The organism is Streptomyces sp. NBC_01217, from assembly GCF_035994185.1.
Taxonomy (GTDB): Bacteria; Actinomycetota; Actinomycetes; order Streptomycetales; family Streptomycetaceae; genus Streptomyces.
Genome location: NZ_CP108538.1, coordinates 704,717 through 726,338 on the forward strand (window position 1 = coordinate 704,717; position 21,622 = coordinate 726,338).

Here is a 21,622-nt window from a genome sequence, read left to right on the forward strand (position 1 = left end):
GGTCCGCCCCCGTAACCGCGGGCATCGTCTCCGTGACCGATCGTGAAACGCTGGTCCGGGTGGCGCGAGATTTATGAACCGTTCAGGTGAGCGGCCGTCCGAACCGCTCCGGCGAGGGCATTGAACAATGCAACCGAACGGCGTCCGAGCTGGAGCAACTGATGAACGAGAACGTCGACATTCGCGTACCGGTCCTCATCGTGGGCGGCTCCCTGGTGGGCCTGTCCGCCTCACTTTTCCTCGGCCGGCTCGGCATCGAGCATCTGCTGGTCGAAAAGCACCGATCCACCTCGACACATCCTCGCGGACGTGGCAACAACGTGCGCACGATGGAGGTGTTCCGCACGGCGGGTGCCGAGCAGGGCATCCGGGAGGCGGCTTCGGTCCTCGCCGACAACCACGGCATCCTCCAGGCCGGTTCGCTCACCGGGGACGACCAGGAGTGGCTGTTCAAGGAGATCGACCCGGGTGGCGGTCTCGCCCGCTTCAGCCCGACCGGCTGGTGCCTGTGCAGCCAGAACGACCTGGAGCCCGTTCTGGTGAAACTTGCCCGCAAGCAGGGCGGTGACCTGCGGTTCTCCACCGAGATGCAGAGCTTCGACCAGGACCCGTCAGGGGTGGACGCGGCACTCAAGAACCGGGAGACCGGCGAGCACATCAGTGTGCGTGCGGACTACCTCATCGCGGCGGACGGGCCGCGCAGCCCCATCCGTGAGCAGCTGCGCATCGACCGTACGGGGCCCGGCGATCTCTTCCACAACGTGAGCATCACCTTCCGCTCCCGGCAGCTCGCCGATGTGCTGGGCGACCGGCGCTTCATCGTCTGCTATCTGACCAACCCGGCTGCGGACGGCGCCCTGTTGCCGGTGGACAACGAGAAGGAGTGGGTGTTCCACGCGCCGTGGCAGCCCCAACTGGGCGAGACGCTGGAGGACTTCACCGACGAGCGGTGTGCCGAGCACATCCGCACGGCGGTCGGCGCGCCGGGCATCGACATCGAGATCACCGGAAGGGCCCCGTGGCATGCCGCGGAGCGGGTCGCCGAGCGGTACTCGTCCGGCAGGGTGTTCCTCGCCGGGGACTCGGCCCATGAGATGTCCCCCACCGGGGCGTTCGGTTCCAACACCGGTATTCAGGACGCGCACAACCTGGCCTGGAAGCTCGCCGCCGTGCTGAAGGGGGAGGCGGGCCCGGGTCTGCTGGACACCTACGAGGCGGAGCGGCTGCCGGTGGCGCAGGCGACGAGCGCGCGGGCCTCGGCGCGCTCCAGCGAGCACAGTCACCCCGGTTACGCGGCGGCGCCGGGCGTGGGCGGCGGGAGGCAGGGCGGCATGCTCACCGTGGCCCTGGGCTATCGCTATGTCCGCGGCGCGGTCCTGGGTGCCGATCCGCAGCAGCCGGTGGTGCCGCAGGGAATGCAGCTGAACGGTCAACCCGGCAGCCGGGCACCGCATCTGTGGGTCCGTCAGACCGGTGATCGCAAGTCCACCCTGGATCTGTACGAGCACACCCTCGTGCTGCTCACCGACGGCCGGGACACGGTGTGGCGGCAGGCGGCGGCGCGGGTCGCCGACCGGCTCTCGGTACGGCTCCAGGCGTACGGCATCGGTCCGGGCGCCGATCTGGAGCCGGAGAACGGGGCCGACTGGGCCGAACTCCACGGCACGACGTCCGAAGGCGCCGTGCTGGTGCGCCCCGACGGCTTCGTGGCCTGGCGCTCGACGGGTCCCGTGGCCGACGCCGAGGCCACCCTCCAGGAGGTCCTGACCTCCGTGCTGCACCGGGCCTGACGCCAAAGCACCGTGCGGCCGGCCGAACACCTGCCGGTGCCGCGCTCACCGCGGTGAGCGCGGCACCGGGGTACCCGGCGTGGGGCGGACCCGTCACCCGACCGGGCCCGCCGCACCTGCTAGGTCTTCTTCAGGGTGAAGTCGGTGGTCACCGTTCCCTTCTTGACGACCTTGACGGTGGTCACCGTGGGTGCGTAACCGTCCTTGGCGACGATCACGGTGAGCGGGTTGTTGCGGGCGTCCAGCCAGAGGGCGTAATGACCGTCCTTGTCGGTGATCAGTGTGTATGAGTTCGCCCACGAGTCGATCTGGACGGTTGCCCCCTTCAGGGGTGCCGTGCCTCCGTCGGTGGCCTTGCCGAACACCGTCCCGGTGATCTTGCCCCAGGTGTTCGGCGGGGCAACGGTCATGGTGACGGGGATTGGCGCCACCTGGTACGGGGTGTTGGTGGAGATGCCCACCTGGGCGGTGAAGGCACCCGGCTGGGTGACCTCGTCCACCGAGGCGTTCACCGACACCACGACCGAGACGGTGCCGCCCGGGGCGATCGTGAACTGCGAGGAGCCCAGCGACAGCCAGGTGACGTCCGAATCACCGGTCTGGTCGTAGCCGGGGAGCAGTTCGACCGTGCTCACCGGGCTGGCGATGCCGGTCGCGCCGCCGACCTTGTAGAAGCCCGGGGCGCCGCCGCCGCGGAACGTCGCGACATCGGCGTTGGGCAGGGCCGACCAGGTCCCGGCGGCCGGGTCGTAGGCGTAGCCCGCGTTGGTGAGTGCGTTGCCGCTGATGCCGGAGGAGATCAGCAGCAGGCCGTTGGCCGCGGTGGAGGCGGAGCCCCACAGGGTCTTGGGCATGTCCGGCAGGGCGGACCAGGAGTCTGCCGCCGGGTCGTAGACGTACGCGGACTTCAGCTCGGTGTCGTCGGTGACACCACCGGAGCAGTACAGCAGTCCGCTGATGGCGCCGCAGGACTCCCAGGCGACATCCTCGGGGTAGCTTGCCGCGGTGGCCCAGGAGTCGTCCGACGGGTCGTAGACCGTCACGGAGTCGGAGCCGCAGGCGTTGGCGGTGCAGCCGCCCACGGCGTACAGCTTGCCGTCCAGGACCGCGGAGCCCGATCCTGCCAGCGCGGCCGGCGAGGAAGCACCGGTCGTCCACGCGTTGGTGGCGGGGTCGTAGATCTCCAGCTTGGCGTCCGGGCTGCCGCCGGCGCCCCAGCCGCCGACGGCGTAGAGCTTGCCGTCGATGAAGCCGTGGGCCGGTGCCTCCCGGGTGTCCGCCGCGTCGGCCAGCCGGGTCCAGCCGTTCTCCGCGTCGTAGGAGTGGAGCGACTTGATGTCGCCCGAGCCGTCGAAGCCGAACGCCGTGTAGATCTTGCCGTTGTCGGCGGCGACAGCGTTGTCCTCGATGGTGTCGGGCAGATCGGCCACGGTTTCCCAGGCGTCGCCGCCCTCGGCCGGGGCGGCCGTGGTGCCGGCGGACTTGCCGGCCTGACTCTTCGCCGACAGCGGGGAGTAGTTGCCCTTCTTGCTGATCAGTGGCGCACCCGAGGCGGACGGGGTGAAGCCGCCGGTCTTCTCGGCCAGCTTGACGGTGGCGTCGGCGCCACCGGTGTTCTTGATCGTGACGGTCTTGGTCGCCGAACCGCCCCAGGCCACCGGGGAGTTGACCGAGGTCGGAGTGACCTTGAGCCGCCCGGCCTTGAGGGAGAAGTTCTTCTCGACGGTGGAGTCTGCGGCGAAGGTCACGGCCTTGGAGGCCGTGGTGTACTTGGACTTGGCGGCGGTCAGCGTCTGCTTGCCGACCGGTGCGAAGGCCCAGTAGAAGCCGTCGCCGAGGCCCGCGTCGTCCGGGGTGGCGGCCGTGGTGGTGCTCACGGCGCTGCTGCCGGTGCCGGTCAGGGTGGCCCCGCTGATGCCGTCGCCGGTGTTGGCGTCGTCGACCTGGCCGACGACCAGACCGCCGGGGACGGTCGCCACGTGACGGGCGCCGATGAACACATCGTCGACCTCCCACCACCAGCCGTACGAGCCGGTGAAGTGGAACCGCACCCTCACGTCGGGGTCGCCCGCGTAGTCGGTCAGCGGAATCGTGATCTTGGAACCGGTCACGGAGGTGGCGAGCGAGGAGACCGCGGTCCAGGTGGTGCCGCCGTCGGTGCTCACCTCGACCTCGGCGGTCTGGTTGGAGAAGGACCTGTAGGTGGTCCGGTAACTGAGTTCGGGCAGATCCTTGGCGGAGAAGTCGTACGAGGGGCTGGTCAGCGTGGAGTTCTGGGTCTGGCCGCTGCCGGCCTTGTCGCTGTCGACGACGGCGAAGGCGCCCGTGCCGCCGGTGGTGTTCGTCCGGTTGCCCGGGTCGTCGAACTGCCAGCCGCCGGTGGTTCCGTCGGCGTTGTCGACAGTCCAGCCCTCGGGGGCCGAGGCGGTGGAGTCGAAGGGCTCGGTGGTGCCGTCGTCCACCGCTGTGTACCCGGCGGCGGTTCCCGCCCAGGCGTCCACCGGCAGGCTCACATTGGCGGAGACCGCCGAGTCGCCCACGGTGACGTCCTTGGCGGCGCCCAGGTATCCGGGATAGTTGCTGGTGACCTTCAGGGTGTAGGTCTTGCCGGCCGGCAGGTCCACCGCGTAGGTGCCGGTGAGCGGGTCGGTCTCTATGGGGGCGCCCGGCACCCCGGCCACGGTGATCTTGGCGTAGAGCGGCCAGCCGTGCCCGGAACCGTCGGTGATCTTGCCGGAGACCGTCTCGGTCGGGACCGGGGCGAGCGCGAAGCTCTTGGTCAGGGTGGAGCCGTCGGTGATCTCGACACCGCTCAGCGTGGAGGTGGTGTACCCGTAGGCACTGACCGACACCTCGTAGGTGCCGGCCGCCAGGGTGAGCGTGTAGCTCCCGTCCGCCGCGGATTTGGCCTTGGAGTCGCCCACGGAGATCTCCGCGCCGGAGACCGGCTCACCGGTGCCGCTGTCGGTGACGGTGCCGGAGAGCACACCGTGCGGGCCGTTCCGGAAGGCAGCGGCGCCGTTCGGGGTGCCGAGGCCGGTCGGGCCGTCCCAGCCCTCGCCCGCCGTGCACAGCGTGGACGGGCTGCAGGAGCCGTTCTCGCCGTCGACGACGTCGTTCAGGCCGCTGCCGCCGGCCGCGTAGGGGTACGCGGCGGGGTAGGTACCGGCGGTCGGCGTACCGGCCACGGCGTAGACACCGGCGATGATCGGTGAAGAGGCGCTGGTGCCGCCGTAGACGGCCCAGCCGCTGCCCCCGTAGGTCTGGTAGACCGAGACACCGGTCAGCGGGTCGGCGACCGCGGAGACATCGGCGACCCCGCGCATGTCGCAGCCGGTGTCGGTGCTCTCCTGCCAGGCCGGCTTGGGCTCGTAGACCGAGCAGCCGGAGCCCGGACCGCCGTAGCTGTTGTGCCAGACCGACTCGGACCAGCCGCGGGAGGCGGAGGAGTCCTGAACCAGCGCGGTACCGCCCACGGAGGTCACGTACTGCGAGGCCGCCGGGTAGGCGACGCCGTAGGCGTCATCGCCCGAGGAGGCGACCACGGCGACACCCGGGTGATTGTAGTGGGCGTCGAACTCGGTGGTCTCCGAGGGGTCCTCGCCACTGCCCGGGGTGCTGTTGTAGCCGGTGCCGTACGAGTTGGAGACGTACTTGGCGCCCTGGGCGACCGCCTGGTCGACCGAGGCACCGATGTCCTCGAAGCTGGCGGAGTCGGCCTCCACCAGGACGATGCTGGCGTACGGGGCGGCCGCCGAGACCATGTCCAGGTCGAGCGAGATCTCACCGGCCCAGCCGCTGTCGGGCTCCGGGTAGTCGGTGCCACCCCTCTGGTCGACCTTCTTGAAGCAGCCGTTGGCCGTGGTGCAGGCAGGCAGGCCGTACTGCGCCCGGTAGACGGCCAGGTCCTCTTCGGCTGTCGGATCGTCGTAGGCGTCGACGATGGCGATCGTCTGGCCCGCGCCGCCGTCGGTCGGCAGGTTGTAGGCGTTCTGGAGCGCGGTGGCACCCCAGCCGCTCGGGGTGTCGCTGGGCAGGACGCCCTTGGCGGAGGTCACATCGGTGCGGCGCAGCGCGAAGCAGCTCACCTCACCGGGGCCGGGCTCGGCACAGGAGGCTTCGACGGACGGTTTGGCGGTGGTGTCGGAGGTGGCGGAAGTCGTGGAGGTGGCGGAGGTGGCGGAGGTGGCGGAGGTGGCGGAGGTGGCGGAAGTGGCAGCGTTCGCCGCCGGGGCGGTAAGCCCCAATACGGCGATGGCCGAGGCGCTGGCCAGGGCGGTCAGCCCATTCCACCCCGGTCTTCTCCGTCTGGCAGCCGGTCCGGATTTGCCGGTGACAGTCAATTGCGTGTCTCCCATGTGATGCACGGGTCGACCACACGCTTTTCCGGTCGACGGCGAATAGTTTTCGCCGTTAATCAATTGGTCGGTATATGCGAGTCAAACGCAACGATTTCACTGTTAATGATTTGTTTCGCCGCCGCACCAAAGGGGCCATCTCCGAGCAAGACGAGAAAAAACGACGCCAGGGCGGCGCCAGGAGAATGGGCATTCCACAATAAATTTCCGGACACCGGACGAAACAAGCCGATACCGGCCGCCACCGTCCGCCCAGGAAGGCAGAACACGAATCGGCCAGTCGATGGCGGTCGGCCGCCTCCCGGATTCTCGGGTGGCGACCACGACCAGCATTCTTCCGGAATCGGGCACGGCCCGGCGGTCACTTTCGGACATTCATCGGTGTATGCCAGATAGATGCAGCCATTTTCTGCTCGGGCAGGGCTCGAATAATTCGATTCCTTCTCCGGAGGGCCCGCTCGTCAATGCCGCCTGGCGGGCCAGAATCAATCAGCACCCGGAGGGTCGACCAGGTTTATCCGCAGAGATTTGGTGGGAATGCCACAGGGCTCGGTGAATAAACACCGCACAGTGGATGGACCGGTCCCACGGACAGGGGCCACGCCGCATGGAGTGACTGCGCGCCCGGCAGAGGCTCAGGACAGTCCGAACGACCGCAGCTCCGCGAGGAATTCGTCCGGTCGCTCGGTGTGGACGAGGTGTCCGGCATCGATGGTGACGAAGCGGCCACGCGGTATCCGCCCCGCCATCCAGACCAGCCCGTCCTGGGCGATCTGGCTTGCGGGGCCGCCGCCGATGACGAGGGTAGGGGCGGTGATCTCCCCGAGCCGTTCGCGCCAGGCCGGGTCCGGTTCGTTCAGCTGGGCGTTGATCGACGGCACCACGGGCCAGTCGAAGCCCAACTCCTCGTCGGGCCGTTCGACGGGACCGCGCGGCGGGTGGAGCGGGAACGGCGGCGGTACCTCCTCCAGGACGAGCCGGCCGATCAGTCCGGGTTCCTGCGCGGCGAGCAGACAGGCCGCGGCGGCGCCCATGGAGTGTCCGACCACGGTGGCGCCCGCCAGGTTGCGGACCTCCAGGAAGGCGTGCAGATCGTCCCGGAACAGCTCGAAGGAGTAGCGGCCGGGCCAGTCGCTGAGGCCGTGGCCACGGAAGTCGAAGGCGTATACGCGGTGTTCGGCGGCGAGGCGTTCGGCGATCCCGGTCCAGGTCCTGCTGTCGTCGCCACGGCCGTGGACCAGCACGACGGGCGACGCCGACATGTCCCCCCACACCCGGTGGGCGAGCCGTATGCCGCCCGCGTGCACGCTCAGCACGTCCGGATCGAGGAAGGCGTTGACCGTACGGACGAAGGCGCCCGGGTCGTCCAGCCAGGGGTAGTGCGCGGCGCCGCGCTGCACGACGAACTCGGCGTTCGAGAAGAGCGCGACCAGTTCGGCGGCGCGGTCCGGCGTCGGTCCCGCGTCGTACTGGCCCGCGAGGACGAGGACCGGTGCGGTCACGTCCGCGAGTGCGGCGGCGGTGGCGGCCGGGTCGAAGACACCGTCCTCGTAATAGGCCTGCGCCGCTTCGGAGTTGGTCTGTCCGGGGGCGGTGGCGGCATGGGCCCGGGAGAGAGCGTCCCATCGTCCGTAGGTGAACGGCTCGACGGCGGACCAGACCTCACTCGCGGCTCGCCCCGACCGGATGTCCTCCAGGGCGGCCCGCCCGGCTGCGTACCACGGTTCGTCCCGGCGCAGCTCACAGGCCTCGCGCCAGTCCTGGCCGGTGACCTCGATACCGACGGATCGGGCGCCGGGTGTGACGAGCGTGAGCGTACGCAGCCGCTGCGGGTGCCGTGCGGCATAGAGTGCGGCCAGGTCGGCCGATCCGGAGTGTGCGAGCAGGTCGATGCCTTCGAGGCCGAGGTGTACGCGCAGTGCTTCGACGTCGTCGACCAGCCGGTCGCAGCGGTACGTCGACGGGTCGTCCGGCACCGCGGACTCCCCCGTGCCGCGCAGATCGAGCACCACGAGCTGCCGGTGGGCCGAGAGTCCGCCGAGATCGCCCAGGTAGGCTCCGGCCCGCATCGGTCCGCCGGGCAGACAGATCAGCGGTGCGCCCTTCCCCAGAAGGCGGTAAGCGAGTTCGGTCCCGTCGTATGCGTGGAAAATCGGCATGTACGCCATCCAAACAGGGCCTGCCGGACAGTGCAGCCGTGTTCAGTGTGCGCGTATCCGTGCGGGGTGGGGCGGATGAGCTGTGTCGTCCCTCTTGCCATGGGGCGGAACATCCTGAATTACTGCTACCGAAGAAACGACCGAACGATCGGTCGCCTGTGCGGGAGAGGGAGATCGGGATGACGGCTCTGCTGGACGCGGCGGAACGACTGAGCCGCGACGAGCTGGAGGCACTCCAGCTGGAGCGGCTGCGGGCCACGCTGCACCATGCGTACGAGAACGTCGGCCACTACCGGGCCGCGTTCGACAAGGCCGGGCTGCGTCCGGACGACTGCCGTACGCTCGCCGATCTCGCCCGCTTCCCCTTCACGACCAAGGCGGATCTGCGGGAGAACTACCCCTTCGGCATGTTCGCCGTGCCCGAGGACCGCGTACGGCGTATCCATGCGTCCAGCGGGACGACGGGCCGTCCGACGGTCGTCGGTTATACCGAGCGCGACCTGGACACCTGGGCGGATGTGGTCGCCCGCTCGATCCGGGCCGCAGGGGGCCGTCCCGGGCACAAGGTCCATGTGGCGTACGGATACGGGCTGTTCACCGGCGGTCTGGGAGCGCACTACGGGGCGGAACGGCTCGGCTGTACCGTCATCCCCGCCTCGGGCGGCATGACGGCCCGCCAGGTCCAGCTGATCCAGGACTTCCGGCCCGAGATCATCATGGTGACGCCGTCGTACATGCTGACGCTCCTGGACGAGTTCGAGCGGCAGGGCGTCGATCCGCGGACCACCTCCCTGAAGGTCGGGATCTTCGGCGCCGAGCCGTGGACGCAGGAGATGCGGCGCGAGATCGAGGAGCGGTTCGCGATCGACGCGGTCGACATCTACGGCCTCTCGGAGGTGATGGGGCCCGGTGTCGCGCAGGAGTGCGTGGAGACCAAGGACGGGCTGCACATCTGGGAAGACCACTTCTACCCGGAGATCGTCGATCCGTTCACCGGCGAGGTGCTGCCGGACGGTGAGGAGGGCGAACTGGTCTTCACCTCGCTCACCAAGGAGGCCATGCCGGTCATCCGCTACCGGACGCGGGACCTGACCCGGCTGCTGCCCGGCACGGCGCGGGTGTTCCGGCGGATGGAGAAGGTGACCGGGCGCAGCGACGATCTGGTGATCCTGCGAGGGGTGAATCTCTTCCCGACCCAGATCGAGGAGATCGTGCTGCGCACCCCGGCAGTGGCACCGCACTTCCAGCTGCGGCTGACCCGCGAGGGCCGCCTCGACGCGCTGACCGTACGGGCGGAGGCGCGGGCGGGGGCCACGCCCGAGCAGCGGACGGCCGCAGCGGAATCGATCACGGCGGCCGTCAAGGACGGGATCGGGGTGTCGGTCGGGGTCGAGATCGTCGATCCCGGGACGCTGGAGAGGTCGGTCGGCAAGTTCAAGCGGATCGTGGACGAGCGCGGGGGGCGTTAGGAACGGTCCGGCGGATCAGGGTCGCGGGGCGGCCCCGATCCGCCGGCTTCCCCCTACGCGAACCGGTCGCGCAGTTCCCGCTTGAGGATCTTGCCGCTGGCGTTGCGCGGCAGCTCGTCCACGAAGAGAACCTTCTTCGGGGCCTTGAAATGGGCGAGCCGCTCGCGAGCGTGGTCGATGAGTTCGGTCTGTGTCGCCTCGCCGCGCAGGACGACCACGGCGGTCACGGCCTCGATCCAGCGCTCGTCCGGCAGCCCGACGACCGCGGCCTCGGCGACGGCGGGGTGGGTGTAGAGGGCGTCCTCGACCTGTCGGGAGGCGACGAGGACACCGCCGGAGTTGATGACGTCCTTCACCCGGTCGACGGCGGTGAAGAAGCCCTCCGCATCGCGCACGGCGAGGTCGCCGGAGTGGAACCAGCCGTCGCGGAAGGCCTCCGCGGTCTCCTCGGGCTTGTCCCAGTAGCCCTCGCACAACTGGGGTGAGCGGTAGACCACTTCACCGGCCGTGCCGTCGGGGACCTCCTTGCCGTCCTCGTCGACGACCCGGGCCTCGACGAAGAGGACGGGCCTGCCGCAGGAGTCCATCCGGCCCTCGTGCTCACCCGGTCCGAGGACGGTGGCCAGCGGGCCGATCTCGCTCTGGCCGAAGCAGTTGTAGAAGTCGAGGGCGGGGAGCCGGTCGCGCAGCCGTTCCAGCACGGGAACCGCGCCCCGGCCGGTGATCTGAGCGCCGCGGACCTGGCTGGTGCCTGTGCGGTGCTGCCCGGCGGCAGCACAGTCGGCAGCGACGGCAAGGCGGTCGATGTGTCGGCGGCGTGCGACGTGCTGCGGCGCTGGGACCGGAGGACCGACACCGGCAGCCGGGGCGCGCTGCTCTTCGACCGGTTCTGGCGCAGGGCGTCCGCGCTCCCGTCGACCGAGCTGTGGAAGGTGCCCTTCTCCCCCGCCGATCCGGTCGGCACGCCGAACACACTGAACACCTCGGCGCCCGGCGTCACCAAGGCCCTTGCCGACACGGTGACCGAGCTGCGGGCGGCGGGGATCGCCCTGGACGCACCGCTGGGGCAGTACCAGTCGGTCGTACGCAACGGGAAGCGCATCCCACTCGGCGGCGGTACGGAGTCCCTCGGCATCTGGAACAAGACCGAGCCGGTGTGGGACTCGGCAGCCGGCGCGTACACGGAGGTGTCCACGGGCTCCAGCTACATCCAGGCGGTCGGCTGGAACGGGTCCGGGTGCCCGGTGGCGCGCACCCTGCTCACGTACTCCCAGTCCTCCAACCCGAACTCGCCGCACTACAGCGATCAGACCGAGCTGTACTCGGGTGAGCGGTGGGTGACGTCGCGATTCTGCGAGAAGGACATTGTGCGCTCGCCCGCGCTGCGGGTGGTGCGGGTGCACGAGCGCCGGTAGTTCCATTCCACCGGTCAGTGGCTTCGAGTGCGGGCGGCGAGCACGGTGGCCAGGACACATGGCGCGAGCAGCAGCCCGAAGGCGGCGCCGTAGCCGGTGAAGTCGCTCGCGCCTGAGCCCAGGCAGGCGTTGAAGAGGGCGGATGAGACCCCCAGAACCGTTATCTGGCCCAAGTTCTGGGTGGTCTGCATCGCGCTGCCCGCACAGCCCTGCCGGCCGGGCGGCGCATGGGAGAGCGACAGCACGGTGAGCGAGGGGGCGAGCAGGCCCATGCCGATGGCCGCGACGACCATCGCCGATGCGGCAAGGGGCGCGGGCATCGCCGGAAGCGTCCCGACTGCGGCGATCGCGACCGCCGCCGCCAGCACCAGTGCCCCGGCCACGACCAGACGGTGCCGGGGCACGCGCTCCAGCAGGCGGCCCTGCACCCAGGACGAGGCCGCCCAGGCCACGGCGGCGCCCGTGAAGGCCAGGCCTGTCACGACCGGAGCCACATCCCGGTCGGTGACCAGCATCAGCGGGACGAGGGCCTCCAGCGTGAAGAACACCCCCGAGCTCAGCCCGCGCAGCAGCACCGTGGCCGGCAGGCCGCGCGCGGCACGCCAGGTTCCGGGCGGCAGCAGCCGGGGCGCGAACACCACCAGCAGGGCGAGTCCTCCCGCGGCGAACAGAAGGTGGCGCAGGTCCCAGCCCGAGGCGCCGTACTGCCCCAGCGCCGCGCCCACGCTCACCGCTGTCGCGATCACCAGCGCGGGGCGTGACGGCCTGTCGCCCGACGGCGCGGGCGCGGCCCGCCAGGAGCGGCCGCGCAGCACGGCCACCACGGCCAGGGCGGGCAGCAGGGTGAGAGCGGCCAGGCCCAGGAACACCGCGCGCCAGGACCACCACTGGGCCACCAGCCCCGCCAGCGGAGGACCGACCAGCGACGGAACGATCCAGCAGGCACTCATCAGCGCCAGGACGCGCGGTCGCAGGCGATCGGGGTACGCCTGGCCGATGGCGGTGTTGATCGCCACCGCGACCATTCCGCCCGCCAGCCCGTCCAGGAAGCGCCCGGCCGCCAGTTGCCAGATCGAGGTGCTGGCGGCCGAGGCGAGCAGTGTGGCCACCGCCAGCGCCATGCCCGCAGCCAGGGGGCGCTGCGCACCGGCACTGTCCGCCCAATGGCCACCGAGTACCCCGCCCAGCAGACTCGCGGCCACGAAGCATCCCGCCACCAGCGGGAAGAGCGACACCCCGTCAAGGTCCCGTGCGGCCGTGGGCAGGGTGGGTACCACGGCCAGCGCGGCCAGCCCGGTCAGGAACATCACCGCGGCGAAGCTGAAGGTGGCCGCCGCGTACGTTCCGGAGAAGAGTCCCTCGGCGGTGCCGGATCGCTCCGGCGGACGGCCTGCCGTCGGGCCCGGCCGACCGGGTACGGCGACGATCGCCTCGGTGGATGTTGCGGGCGGGCCGCTCGGTGGGCGCTCCGGTTGATCGGTCACGAGCGCACAACGTATGTGGGGCGCGCGACGGCGTGCCACTCGATTTATGGCTGCCACGCGCCACGGGCACGGGCCGGTGGCGCCCTGCGGCATCGCTGAGCGAGCACCGGACCGCGTCTGCCACCGGGCCGTCACACGGATGGATCGACGAATGGGACGCGCGCACGCCTGGTCACGCAGAAAGGGTGCCCGGCCGGGTCGGTGAAGACGCGCCACCTGTCACCGTCCGGTTGGTACTCAGGTTTGGCCGCACCCAGCTCCAGCAGCATCGCCTCGGCTTCGTCGAGGTCATCGACCGCGAAGTCGAGGTGGAACTGTTGTGGCGCAGTCTGGCTGGGCCACTGCGGAGCCCGGTAGTTGTCAACCCGTTGGAAGCCGATGACGAACCCGTCCTCGCGGACGAGGCCGGCGAAGTCGCCGTCCGACTCGGGGTGGAGCTCGAACCCGGTGGCCTGCCGATAGAACGCGGCCAGCGCCCGGGGATCGGGACAGTCGAGGCTTATCGCGGTGAGCTTCATCTGCGGGGGCATGGCAACTCCGTCACGGCCGAAACGCTCTCAGGTGCAGGAAGCGTCACACCCTACTGATCAGCGTCACACCTCGTGGACTGTCTGAGCCGCCGTTTGGCCTGCCGTCATGACTACTGTCGGCTCCGGACAGCCCATCAGCGCGGCTCTCGGAGAAGACCTGTGCGCTGAAAGCCGGTTTCGAGGGCACGTGGGTGCCTGAGCCGATCAGTTCGCTCTGCGGACTGGCCGGCAGCATGCGGCTCCGGCCGCACCCGGAGGCAGACAGGTGGCTCGCACTCACCATCGGCCAGGGGGACAGGGAACTGCCGTTTGAACTGCTCGTCGCAGCCGGCGAGACCAAGGTGCCTGCCTTCTCCGGGCGATGAGTCGATGAGTCGACCAAGTCCTGCGATTTCGCCGTCAGGGTCGGTCCGCCAGGGCGGCACTGAAACGCGCCGCGAGCGTCGCGACCGCGGCGCGTAGTTCTTCTCCGCCATCGACGCGGAAGGCGAACGGCACGCTCGCCAGCCATTCCTGCGCGTACATCGCGGCATTTCTTGTGCTGCCGATGAGCACGCATCCGTCCTCCGACGGTTCGAGCCGTCCCATGGGAGGCCGGATCCACGGGGCCACCTCGGCCAGTGGGGCGTGGAACACAACGCGGGTGGGGAACTCCCACCCGGTTCCCAGGTTCTCCTCCACTGCTGCGACCGGGTCGAGGCCGTCGGGCGGCTCGAACTCGTGGGCGGTCTGCTGTACGGCGCCGACTCGGTCGATCCGGTAGGTACGGATCGCGTCCGCGCGATGGGAGTGACACAGGAGGTACCAGCGTCCATGGCGGACGACGACCGCCCAGGGGTCCACCTCGGCTTCCCATTCGTTGCCGGACTCGCTCCGGTACGTGATCCGCACACGACGTCGGGCCGCGGCGGCGGTGACGAGCGCGCTGGTGGTAGGGGGGTCTGGACGGGCCGAGTGCCGGTCGGGCACGGCCGAGGCGTGCTCTCGCAGAGCCGCTGCTTGTCGGCCGATGCTCTCGGGCAGTGCCCGGATGACCTTGCCCAGGGCCGAACCGACGAGGTCGTCGGCCTCGGCGGCTGCCGGCCGGCTGTCCAGCACCGCCATGACCAGCCCAAGTGCCTCGGGCTCCGAGAAGACGACCGGCGGCAGCCTGGTCCCGCGTCCGAGCCGGTAGCCGCCATAGGGACCCCGGGTCGACTCGACGGGGATGCCCGCCTCTCTGAGGATCGCGACGTACCGGCGCGCGGCCCGCTCCGTGACACCAAGACACGCGGCGAGCTCGTCCGCAGTCGCACCGGGGCGGGTCCGAAGGATCTCAAGAGCGCGCAGAACTCGTGCGGTGGGGCTGGGATCGGTCGGCACACGGGCAGAGTAGGTGGTCACGAGACAAACAGGAAGCAGATTGTCCGGAACCGGTCCTAGGGTGATGCGCACGACCCGGCTCCGCGAACGGGACCTCACCGGAGCACACGTCGGGCGCATGCGCTCCGCCGATCTGACTCAGAGGTGACTCACACCGGGCCGGGCGGGCCCGAATGGAGATCTCCCCTTCAAGGAAGGTCTCGGCATCGTCCTCGACGAGGAAGGGGACACCGGCTCCGTGCCGAACGTGATCCGACCTCACTGGAGAAAGAGAACAGATTCATGGACATCCTGCTCATCGCCGGCCTGTGGCTCGACGGATCCGCATGGGACGACGTCGTGCCCGCGCTCAAGGAACTCGGCCACTGTCCCGTGCCGCTCACGCTCCCCGGTCAGGGTGACGGATCCGCGTCCGCCACGCTCGACGACGAGGTGGCAGCGGTGCTCGCGGCCGTGGACTCGACCCCCGAAAGGCTCATGGTCGTTGGGCATTCCGCCGCCTGCAGCCTGGCTTGGCTGGCCGCCGACGCGCGACCGAAGAAGGTGGCCAAAGTCGCTCTCATCGGCGGCGTCCCGTCCGTCGACGGGACGGCCTACGCCGACTTCTTCGAGTCGAAGGGCGGCGTCGTGCCCTTCCCCGGCTGGGGCCCGTTCGAGGGGCCGGACTCCTCTGACCTGGATGAGGGGGCCAGGGACCGCATCGCCTCCGCTGCCATCCCCGTACCCGAAGGGGTGACCAAGGGCCTGGTGCATCTGACCGACGAGCGACGGTTCGACGTCCCGGTCGCGCTCGTGTGTCCCGAATTCACCCCTGCCCAGGCCCGGGAGTGGATCGGCGCCGGTGACGTACCCGAACTCGCCAAGGCCAAGCACCTTGACTTCGTCGACATCGACTCAGGTCACTGGCCGATGTTCACCAAGCCGATCGAACTGGCCCGCCTCCTGGCCTCAGCGGCTGCCGACGCCTGACATCGGGCGTCGGGCGTCGGGCGTCGGGCGTCGGGCGTCGGGCGTCGAGATCGTTGGCAGGGTGGTTGATCCGGTGTGAGCGTCCGTCAATGCTGCGACCGGGGAGGGCTCCGAGTCGGGCTGCCCTGGTCAGCGGTGTGGCCGCCTGTCGTGCCCCCAGCTCTGCGACAATCGCTCCATGAGCAAGCAGGAGTGGGACGCATTGACCAGGTCCGAAGAGGCCTTCATGGTCAATTCCTACGAGATCGACATCCTGCCTGGTGTCCGGGGCGATCTCGACCAGTCCCGCCCGGTCAGCGAGCTGGCGGAAATCCTGCTCGCTCTCATCGATCGTGGGTGGATCGAGGTCCGCCGAATCGCGCCGTGGGCCTCTCCCTCCGAGGAGAACGGCTTCCAGCCGGGTGAGCTAGTGCCTCGTCATCAGCTTCCGGCAGTTCTCGAAGACGCGGCCGCCTGGGAGTATCCCGAAGACGGGGACTGGGTCGGCGCGTTGACCCTGGTCGAGACCGAAGCGGGAAAGAAGATCACTCGTCTGTCTCCCGAGAAAATGGCCGAGTAGACCGCCAGGGCGGGCGGCGGACGGCGAGTATCGGGGGGATTGTGGTTCACAGTGGCCGTTGGTGGCCTTCCCAGTACGGGTCGCGCAGTCGCCGTTTGTACAGCTTGCCGTTGGGGTCGCGGGGCATTGCCGCGATGAAGTCGATGCTCCTGGGGCGTTTGTACGCGGCCAGGTGGTGTTCGCAGTGGCGCAGGATGTCGGCGGCCAGTGTGTCTCCCGCCTCGTGTCCGCCGGCGGGTTCGACGGCCGCCTTGACCTCCTCGCCCCAGTCGGGGTGCGGGATGCCGAAGACCGCGGCGTCGGCGACCGCGGGGTGGCTAAGGAGGGCGCTCTCGATCTCGGCGGGGTAGATGTTGACGCCGCCGGAGATGATCATGTCGATCTTGCGGTCGCGGAGGAAGAGGTAGCCGTCCTCGTCGAGGATGCCGAGGTCGCCGACGGTGAAGAAGTCTCCGATGCGGCTCTTCTTCGTCTTGGTCTCGTCCTTGTGGTAGCTGAAGCCGCCGGTGTTCATCTTCATGTAGACGGTGCCGAGTTCGCCGGGTGGCAGGCGGTTGCCGTCGTCGTCGAAGACGGCGAGTTCGCTGATGGGCCAGGCGCGGCCGACCGTGCCCGGTTTCTTCAGCCAGTCCTCGGCGGTGGCGAAGGCGCCGCCGCCCTCGCTGGCCGCGTAGTACTCCTCGACGGACCGCCCCCACCAGTCGATCATGGCGCGCTTGACGTGGTCGGGGCAGGGGGCCGCGCCGTGGATCGCGTGGCGCATGGCGGTGACGTCGTATCCCCGCTTCACCTCGTCGGGGAGGGCGAGGAGGCGGTGGAACTGGGTGGGGACCATGTGGGTGTGGGTGCAGCGATGGGTGTCCATGAGCCGCAGCATCTCCTCGGGCGTCCACTTGTCCATCAGGACCAGCGGGTGCCCGATGTGCAGGGAGGCGCCCGCGAACTGGAGGACGGCCGTGTGGTAGAGCGGCGAGCAGACCAGATGGACGTTGCCGTCGAAGGGTTTGATGCCGAAGATGCCGAGGAATCCGCCGAGGTGGCTCTCCTCGGGGAGCTTTCCGGGGAGCGGACGGCGGATGCCGCGCGGGCGGCCGGTGGTGCCCGAGGTGTAGTTCATGACCCAGCCGAGGGTGCGGGATCCGGGTGGCGTGTCGGGCTGTCCGTCGAGCAGTTCGGCGTACGGGCGGAAGCCGTCGACCGTACCCACCGCATAGCGGTGGGTCGCCGGGAGCTTCGCCTCGTCCGCGGCCGCGGCCACCGCCCGGGCGAACCGCTCGTGGGCGATCAGCACCTTGGCGCCGGAGTCGGAGACGATCCAGGCGATCTCCGGGCCGACGAAGTGGTGGTTGACGGGGACGAGATACAGGCCCGCCTGGGAGGCGGCGAGGTAGGCGGTGAAGAACTCCGCACCGTTGGGCAGGACGACCGCGAAGGCGTCGCCCCGCCGGAGCCCGGCGGCGCGCAGTCCGTGGACCAGGCGGTTGGCCGCGGCGTGCAGCCGGCCCGCCGTCCAGGTCTCCCCGTCGGGCGCCACAAGGACCGTACGGTCGGGGTCGGCTGTGGCCTGGGCCCAGAACCCGTTCGGCGGCCGGTTCATGAGGCGCTCCGTCCGGCGATGCGGTTGATCCGGTCCACGGCGCGTTCGAAGCCACGGGTCAGATCGTCGAAGACTGCCTGCACGCTGCGTTCGCTGTTCATCCGGCCGACGATCTGGCCGACGGGAGTGCCGAGCAGTGCGCCCGTCTCGTACTTCTGGATACGGGAGACGGCCTCGGCCACCAGCAGCCCCTGGAGCGGCATGGGCAGGGTGCCGGGGCCCGCCGGATCGTCCCAGGCGTCGGTCCATTCGGTACGGAGCTGGCGTGCGGGTTTGCCGGTGAGGGCGCGGGAGCGGACGGTGTCGCCGGAGCCTGCGGCAAGGAGTTTGCGGGTCAGCGTGCGGGAGTGCAGGTCGGCCTCTTCCGTGGTCAGCCAGAGGGAGCCGAGCCAGACACCCTGAGCGCCGAGGGCGAGTCCGGCGGCGATCTGCTCCCCGCTGCCGATGCCGCCCGCGGCGAGTACGGGGAGCGGGCCCACGGCGTCGACCACGTCCGGGACCAGGACCATGGAGGCGATCTCACCGGTGTGACCGCCCGCCTCGTACCCCTGTGCGACGACGATGTCGATGCCCGAGTCCGCGTGGTGGCGGGCGTGTCTGGCGCTTCCGGCGAGCGCGGCGACAAGGACGTCCTGGTCGTGGGCGCGCTGCACGACATCGGCAGGCGGTGAGCCCAGGGCGTTGGCCAGAAGCCCGATGGGGTAGTCGAAGGCGACGTCGAGCTGGTTGCGGGCGACTTCCTCCATCCATCCGGTGATGCGCCAGCCGGACGCCTCGCCCTCGGCGAGTTCCGGCACGCCGTGCTTGGCAAGGGTGTCCTGGACGAACCGGCGGTGTCCGGCCGGGATCATCGCCTCGACGTCGGCCTCGGTCACCCCCTCCACCTTCTTCGCGGGCATGACGACGTCGAGGCCGTACGGCTTGCCGTCGGTGTGCTCCTGCACCCAGTCGAGGTCGCGCGCGAGGTCGTCGGGGGCGGTGTAGCGGACCGCGCCGAGTACGCCGAATCCGCCGGCCCGGGTGATCGCCGCGGCCACCGCGGGGAACGGCGTGAAGCCGAAGATGGCGTGCTCGACTCCCAGTTTCTTGCTCAGCTCCGTCTCCATGGGGCGCAGGATGCCGCAGCCGGACATCCGAGGGAAGAGATTTTCTGATGCAGTGTCAGATTCTTTGTGACGTAGGGGGCCTCCGCGACGGCAGTGGTGACAGTAATCTCTGCTTCGGCAGGAAGTTTCATCATCGGACGAAATTTCGAAAGTTACTTTCGCGCAGCAGGAAGGGGTTCCGGATGACCGAGGACGCGGCCGGCAGGGGGATGAGCCGACGCAGGCTGGGCGGTGGGATGCTGGCCCTGGGCGGAGCACTCGCCCTGGCGCCGATTCCGTTCGCGGAGCGGGCGTCGGCCATGGAGTCGGGGGCGGGGTCGTCGGATATGCACGCAGGGACCGGGGCGAGCGCGGCATCCGCGCAGGCGCGGCCGACACTGCGGCGCGGATCGGCCGCCCGTGCCGGGTTGCTGCAGGGGCCCCTGGACCAATTGGTCGCCGATGCGGAGAAGTTCCTCTCCGACTCCCCCAAACACCCCTGGTACGCGGGTGCGGTGCTGCTCGCCGGACGGGGTGGCACGGTGGCTCTGCACCACCCGATCGGCAAGGCCGTGCGCTACGCGGCCTACGACGAGAAGACCGACACCGGGGTGGAGTTCCCGCCGGACCAGCAGATCGCCATGGCCGAGGACACCGTCTTCGACCTGGCCTCGGTGTCGAAGCTGTTCACCTCGATCCTGGCCGTGCAGCAGATCGAGCGCGGGACGCTGGAGCTGGAGGCGAAGGTCGCCTCGTATCTGCCCGATTTCGCGGGTGGCGGCAAGCAGGACATCACGATCCGTCAGCTGCTCACGCACACGTCGGGCTTCCGTGCCTGGATTCCGCTCTACGCGGCACCGACGCGGGAGGGGAAGCTGGAGCTGCTGTGGAACGAGGTGCCCGCCAATCCGCCCGGCACGGTGTACCTCTACTCCGACCTCAATCTGATCTCGCTGCAACTGGTCCTGGAGAAGATCACCGGCCGCACGGAGGATGTCCTGCTCCGTGAGCAGATCACTGCTCCGCTCGGGATGCACCGCACCCGGTACAACCCGCCGGCCTCCTGGAAGCCGAAGATCGCCGCGACCGAGGACGCCCGGCGCCCCTGGTCCGGCCTCGACCGCGGGCTGGTCTGGGGCGAGGTGCACGACGAGAACGCCTACAGCCTGGATGGCGTGGCGGGCCACGCCGGGGTCTTCTCCTGCGCCTGGGACCTCGCGATCCTCGCCCGTACGCTGCTCAACGGCGGGGTCTACGGCCGGGCGCGGATTCTCTCCGCGGAATCGGTGGACCTGCTGTTCACGGACTTCAACACCGCGTTCCCCGGCGATGCGCACGGTCTCGGCTTCGAGCTCTACCAGCACTGGTACATGGGGGCGATGGCCACCCCGCGTACCGCTGGCCACACCGGTTTCACCGGCACCAGCCTGGTCCTGGACCCGACGACCGACTCGTTCCTCATCGTCCTCGGCAACTCGGTACACCCGGTGCGCAGTTGGCGCTCCGGCAGCGCGCCGCGCGTCGCCACCGCAAACCAGATGGCGCGCGCCGTCGCCGTCCGCCCCGCCCGGGGACGTACGGCATGGTTCTCGGGGCTGGCGAGCGCCACCAGCGCCACCCTCACGCTGCCCGCGGTGCGTCTCGATTCGTCGCGGGCCCGGCTGAGCTCGGCCCTGTGGTGGGACACCGAGCCCGGGTCCGACTTCCTCTTCCTGGAGGCATCGGCGGACGCCGGGGCGACCTGGCAACCGGTCCCGTTCACCACCGTACCGGCGACCGGTCATCAGCACCCGGAGCCCGAACCGCATCCGGCGGGCTCGGTCTCCGGCTGGTCCGGCCGGGTCTGGCACCGCCTCGACGCGGATCTCGCCGCCTGGCGCGGCAAAGAGGTGCGGCTGCGGTGGCGGTATGCGACGGATCAGTTGTACGTCGGGCGCGGGGTGTACGTGGACGCCATCCGGGTCGAGGACGGCAGGAGAACGGTCTTCGACGAGGGCCGGGCCGGCGATGCCGCGGGCATCGAGGCGCTGGGCTGGACGGCTTCGGCGAACTGAGCCGGGCCGCGGGCCGCGATAGGTTTCGGCAGGCCATCGGCACATCGACCGGCCGTGCGGGGGAAGGGCCGTCCCCCTTCCCCCGCACGGTCACAGCAACTGCACGGCGAGTGCCGTGATCAGGACGCTGGAGGCCAGGGCGGTGGCCAGCTGCCCGCGGCGGCTCGTCACCGCCCGGCCCAGCAGCGCTCCCCCACCGGCGAGCATCAGCTGCCAACTCGCCGACGCCACAAAGGCGGCGAGCACGAACACGGCCCTCTCCAGATGGCCGGCGTCGGCGGTGGTACGGCTGCCGAGCACGAGCGCCGCGAAGTAGACGACCGTGGCCGGGTTCATCATGGTCATCCCGAGCAGCATCAGGTAGGACCGTGCCGGACTGACAGCTTCCGTCTCGATCCGGGCCACGCTCCGTCGCCCTCGGTAGCGCCCGATCGCCGTCGTACCGCTGTGGACCGCCAGTGCGATCAGCACCAGCGCCGACGCCCAGCGCAGGGGCGCCATGACCGGCGCGAGGATCTGCGTGAGCGAGGAACCTCCCACGACCGCGACGACCGCGTAGAGGCCGTCGGCGGTGGCGACGCCCAGAGCCGCGCAGGCACCCGTCCTCAGAGATGTCCGGGCGGTGAGGCCCACCAGATAGGTCCCGACCGCACCCACCGGGACGGCGATGCCGTACCCGGCGAGCAGTCCCGCGACCAGGATGGCGGTCATGCGTGTGCGGAAGTCGGTCTCCGCAGTCGGCCGGGCTGCTGCTGACCGCGCACCGAACGGGCGGCGGAGGTCGGCGGCAG

The 21,622-nt window shown here is 70.0% G+C and carries 14 protein-coding genes and 2 pseudogenes; 7 read left to right on the forward strand and 9 right to left on the reverse strand.

The genetic code is table 11. The annotated features are described in order from the left end of the window. Nucleotides 1-161 precede the first annotated feature (161 nt). Nucleotides 162-1,790, forward strand: a complete 1,629-nt coding sequence (locus OG507_RS02900; RefSeq protein ID WP_327365525.1) for an FAD-dependent monooxygenase — start codon at nucleotides 162-164, stop codon at nucleotides 1,788-1,790. Nucleotides 1,791-1,909: 119 nt separating this feature from the next. Here the strand turns inward: OG507_RS02900 and OG507_RS02905 are convergent, their stop codons facing one another. After that, nucleotides 1,910-6,046, reverse strand: a complete 4,137-nt coding sequence (locus OG507_RS02905; protein WP_442811086.1) for a carboxypeptidase regulatory-like domain-containing protein — start codon at nucleotides 6,044-6,046, stop codon at nucleotides 1,910-1,912. Between the two features lie 737 nt (nucleotides 6,047-6,783). Beyond that, nucleotides 6,784-8,307: an alpha/beta fold hydrolase gene (locus OG507_RS02910; protein ID WP_327365527.1), complete on the reverse strand. Its 1,524-nt coding sequence runs from the start codon at nucleotides 8,305-8,307 to the stop codon at nucleotides 6,784-6,786. Between the two features lie 179 nt (nucleotides 8,308-8,486). On the opposite strand from OG507_RS02910, the gene paaK reads away from it, so the two are divergent. Further along, nucleotides 8,487-9,776, forward strand: a complete 1,290-nt coding sequence (gene paaK, locus OG507_RS02915) for a phenylacetate--CoA ligase PaaK (protein WP_327365528.1) — start codon at nucleotides 8,487-8,489, stop codon at nucleotides 9,774-9,776. A 53-nt stretch (nucleotides 9,777-9,829) separates the two neighbouring features. Here the strand turns inward: paaK and OG507_RS02920 are convergent. Then, nucleotides 9,830-10,483, reverse strand: a pseudogene (locus OG507_RS02920) (AMP-binding enzyme); the annotation flags it as partial. Here OG507_RS02920 and OG507_RS02925 point away from each other — a divergent pair. Beyond that, a pseudogene (locus OG507_RS02925) lies at nucleotides 10,472-11,191 on the forward strand (penicillin acylase family protein); the annotation flags it as partial. The pseudogenes OG507_RS02920 and OG507_RS02925 sit on opposite strands and share 12 nt — an antisense overlap. A 14-nt stretch (nucleotides 11,192-11,205) precedes the next feature. Here the strand turns inward: OG507_RS02925 and OG507_RS02930 are convergent. Next, the gene (locus tag OG507_RS02930) at nucleotides 11,206-12,498 is read right to left on the reverse strand and encodes an MFS transporter (RefSeq protein ID WP_442811087.1); all 1,293 of its coding nucleotides are present in this window, start codon (nucleotides 12,496-12,498) and stop codon (nucleotides 11,206-11,208) included. A gap of 308 nt (nucleotides 12,499-12,806) precedes the next feature. Then, nucleotides 12,807-13,205 (reverse strand): VOC family protein, encoded by a 399-nt coding sequence (locus OG507_RS02935; RefSeq protein ID WP_327365530.1) that lies wholly within the window; start codon nucleotides 13,203-13,205, stop codon nucleotides 12,807-12,809. A 191-nt stretch (nucleotides 13,206-13,396) separates the two neighbouring features. On the opposite strand from OG507_RS02935, the gene OG507_RS02940 reads away from it, so the two are divergent. Further along, nucleotides 13,397-13,570 carry a hypothetical protein gene (locus OG507_RS02940; RefSeq protein WP_327365531.1) on the forward strand — a complete coding sequence of 58 codons (174 nt, stop codon included), beginning with the start codon at nucleotides 13,397-13,399 and terminating at the stop codon, nucleotides 13,568-13,570. Nucleotides 13,571-13,604: 34 nt separating this feature from the next. Here the strand turns inward: OG507_RS02940 and OG507_RS02945 are convergent, their stop codons facing one another. Beyond that, nucleotides 13,605-14,567, reverse strand: a complete 963-nt coding sequence (locus OG507_RS02945) for a helix-turn-helix transcriptional regulator (protein WP_327365532.1) — start codon at nucleotides 14,565-14,567, stop codon at nucleotides 13,605-13,607. Between the two features lie 282 nt (nucleotides 14,568-14,849). Here OG507_RS02945 and OG507_RS02950 point away from each other — a divergent pair, with 282 nt between their 5' ends. Together OG507_RS02950 and OG507_RS02955 are read left to right on the forward strand one after the other, a co-directional pair. Further along, the gene (locus OG507_RS02950) at nucleotides 14,850-15,536 is read left to right on the forward strand and encodes an alpha/beta fold hydrolase (RefSeq protein ID WP_327365533.1); all 687 of its coding nucleotides are present in this window, start codon (nucleotides 14,850-14,852) and stop codon (nucleotides 15,534-15,536) included. Between the two features lie 178 nt (nucleotides 15,537-15,714). Next, nucleotides 15,715-16,095 (forward strand): hypothetical protein, encoded by a 381-nt coding sequence (locus tag OG507_RS02955; protein ID WP_327365534.1) that lies wholly within the window; start codon nucleotides 15,715-15,717, stop codon nucleotides 16,093-16,095. Between the two features lie 46 nt (nucleotides 16,096-16,141). On the opposite strand, the gene OG507_RS02960 is transcribed toward OG507_RS02955, so the two are convergent. Then, nucleotides 16,142-17,692: an acyl-CoA synthetase gene (locus OG507_RS02960; protein WP_327365535.1), complete on the reverse strand. Its 1,551-nt coding sequence runs from the start codon at nucleotides 17,690-17,692 to the stop codon at nucleotides 16,142-16,144. Beyond that, nucleotides 17,689-18,798, reverse strand: a complete 1,110-nt coding sequence (locus tag OG507_RS02965) for an NAD(P)H-dependent flavin oxidoreductase (protein WP_327365536.1) — start codon at nucleotides 18,796-18,798, stop codon at nucleotides 17,689-17,691. The genes OG507_RS02960 and OG507_RS02965 overlap by 4 nt, the downstream gene beginning before the upstream one ends. 182 nt (nucleotides 18,799-18,980) lie before the next feature. On the opposite strand from OG507_RS02965, the gene OG507_RS02970 reads away from it, so the two are divergent. Beyond that, nucleotides 18,981-20,831, forward strand: a complete 1,851-nt coding sequence (locus tag OG507_RS02970; RefSeq protein ID WP_327365537.1) for a serine hydrolase — start codon at nucleotides 18,981-18,983, stop codon at nucleotides 20,829-20,831. Between the two features lie 90 nt (nucleotides 20,832-20,921). Here the strand turns inward: OG507_RS02970 and OG507_RS02975 are convergent, their stop codons facing one another. Next, nucleotides 20,922-21,542, reverse strand: coding sequence for a LysE/ArgO family amino acid transporter (locus OG507_RS02975; protein ID WP_327365538.1), 621 nt, complete (start codon nucleotides 21,540-21,542; stop codon nucleotides 20,922-20,924). Between the last annotated feature and the right edge of the window lie 80 nt (nucleotides 21,543-21,622).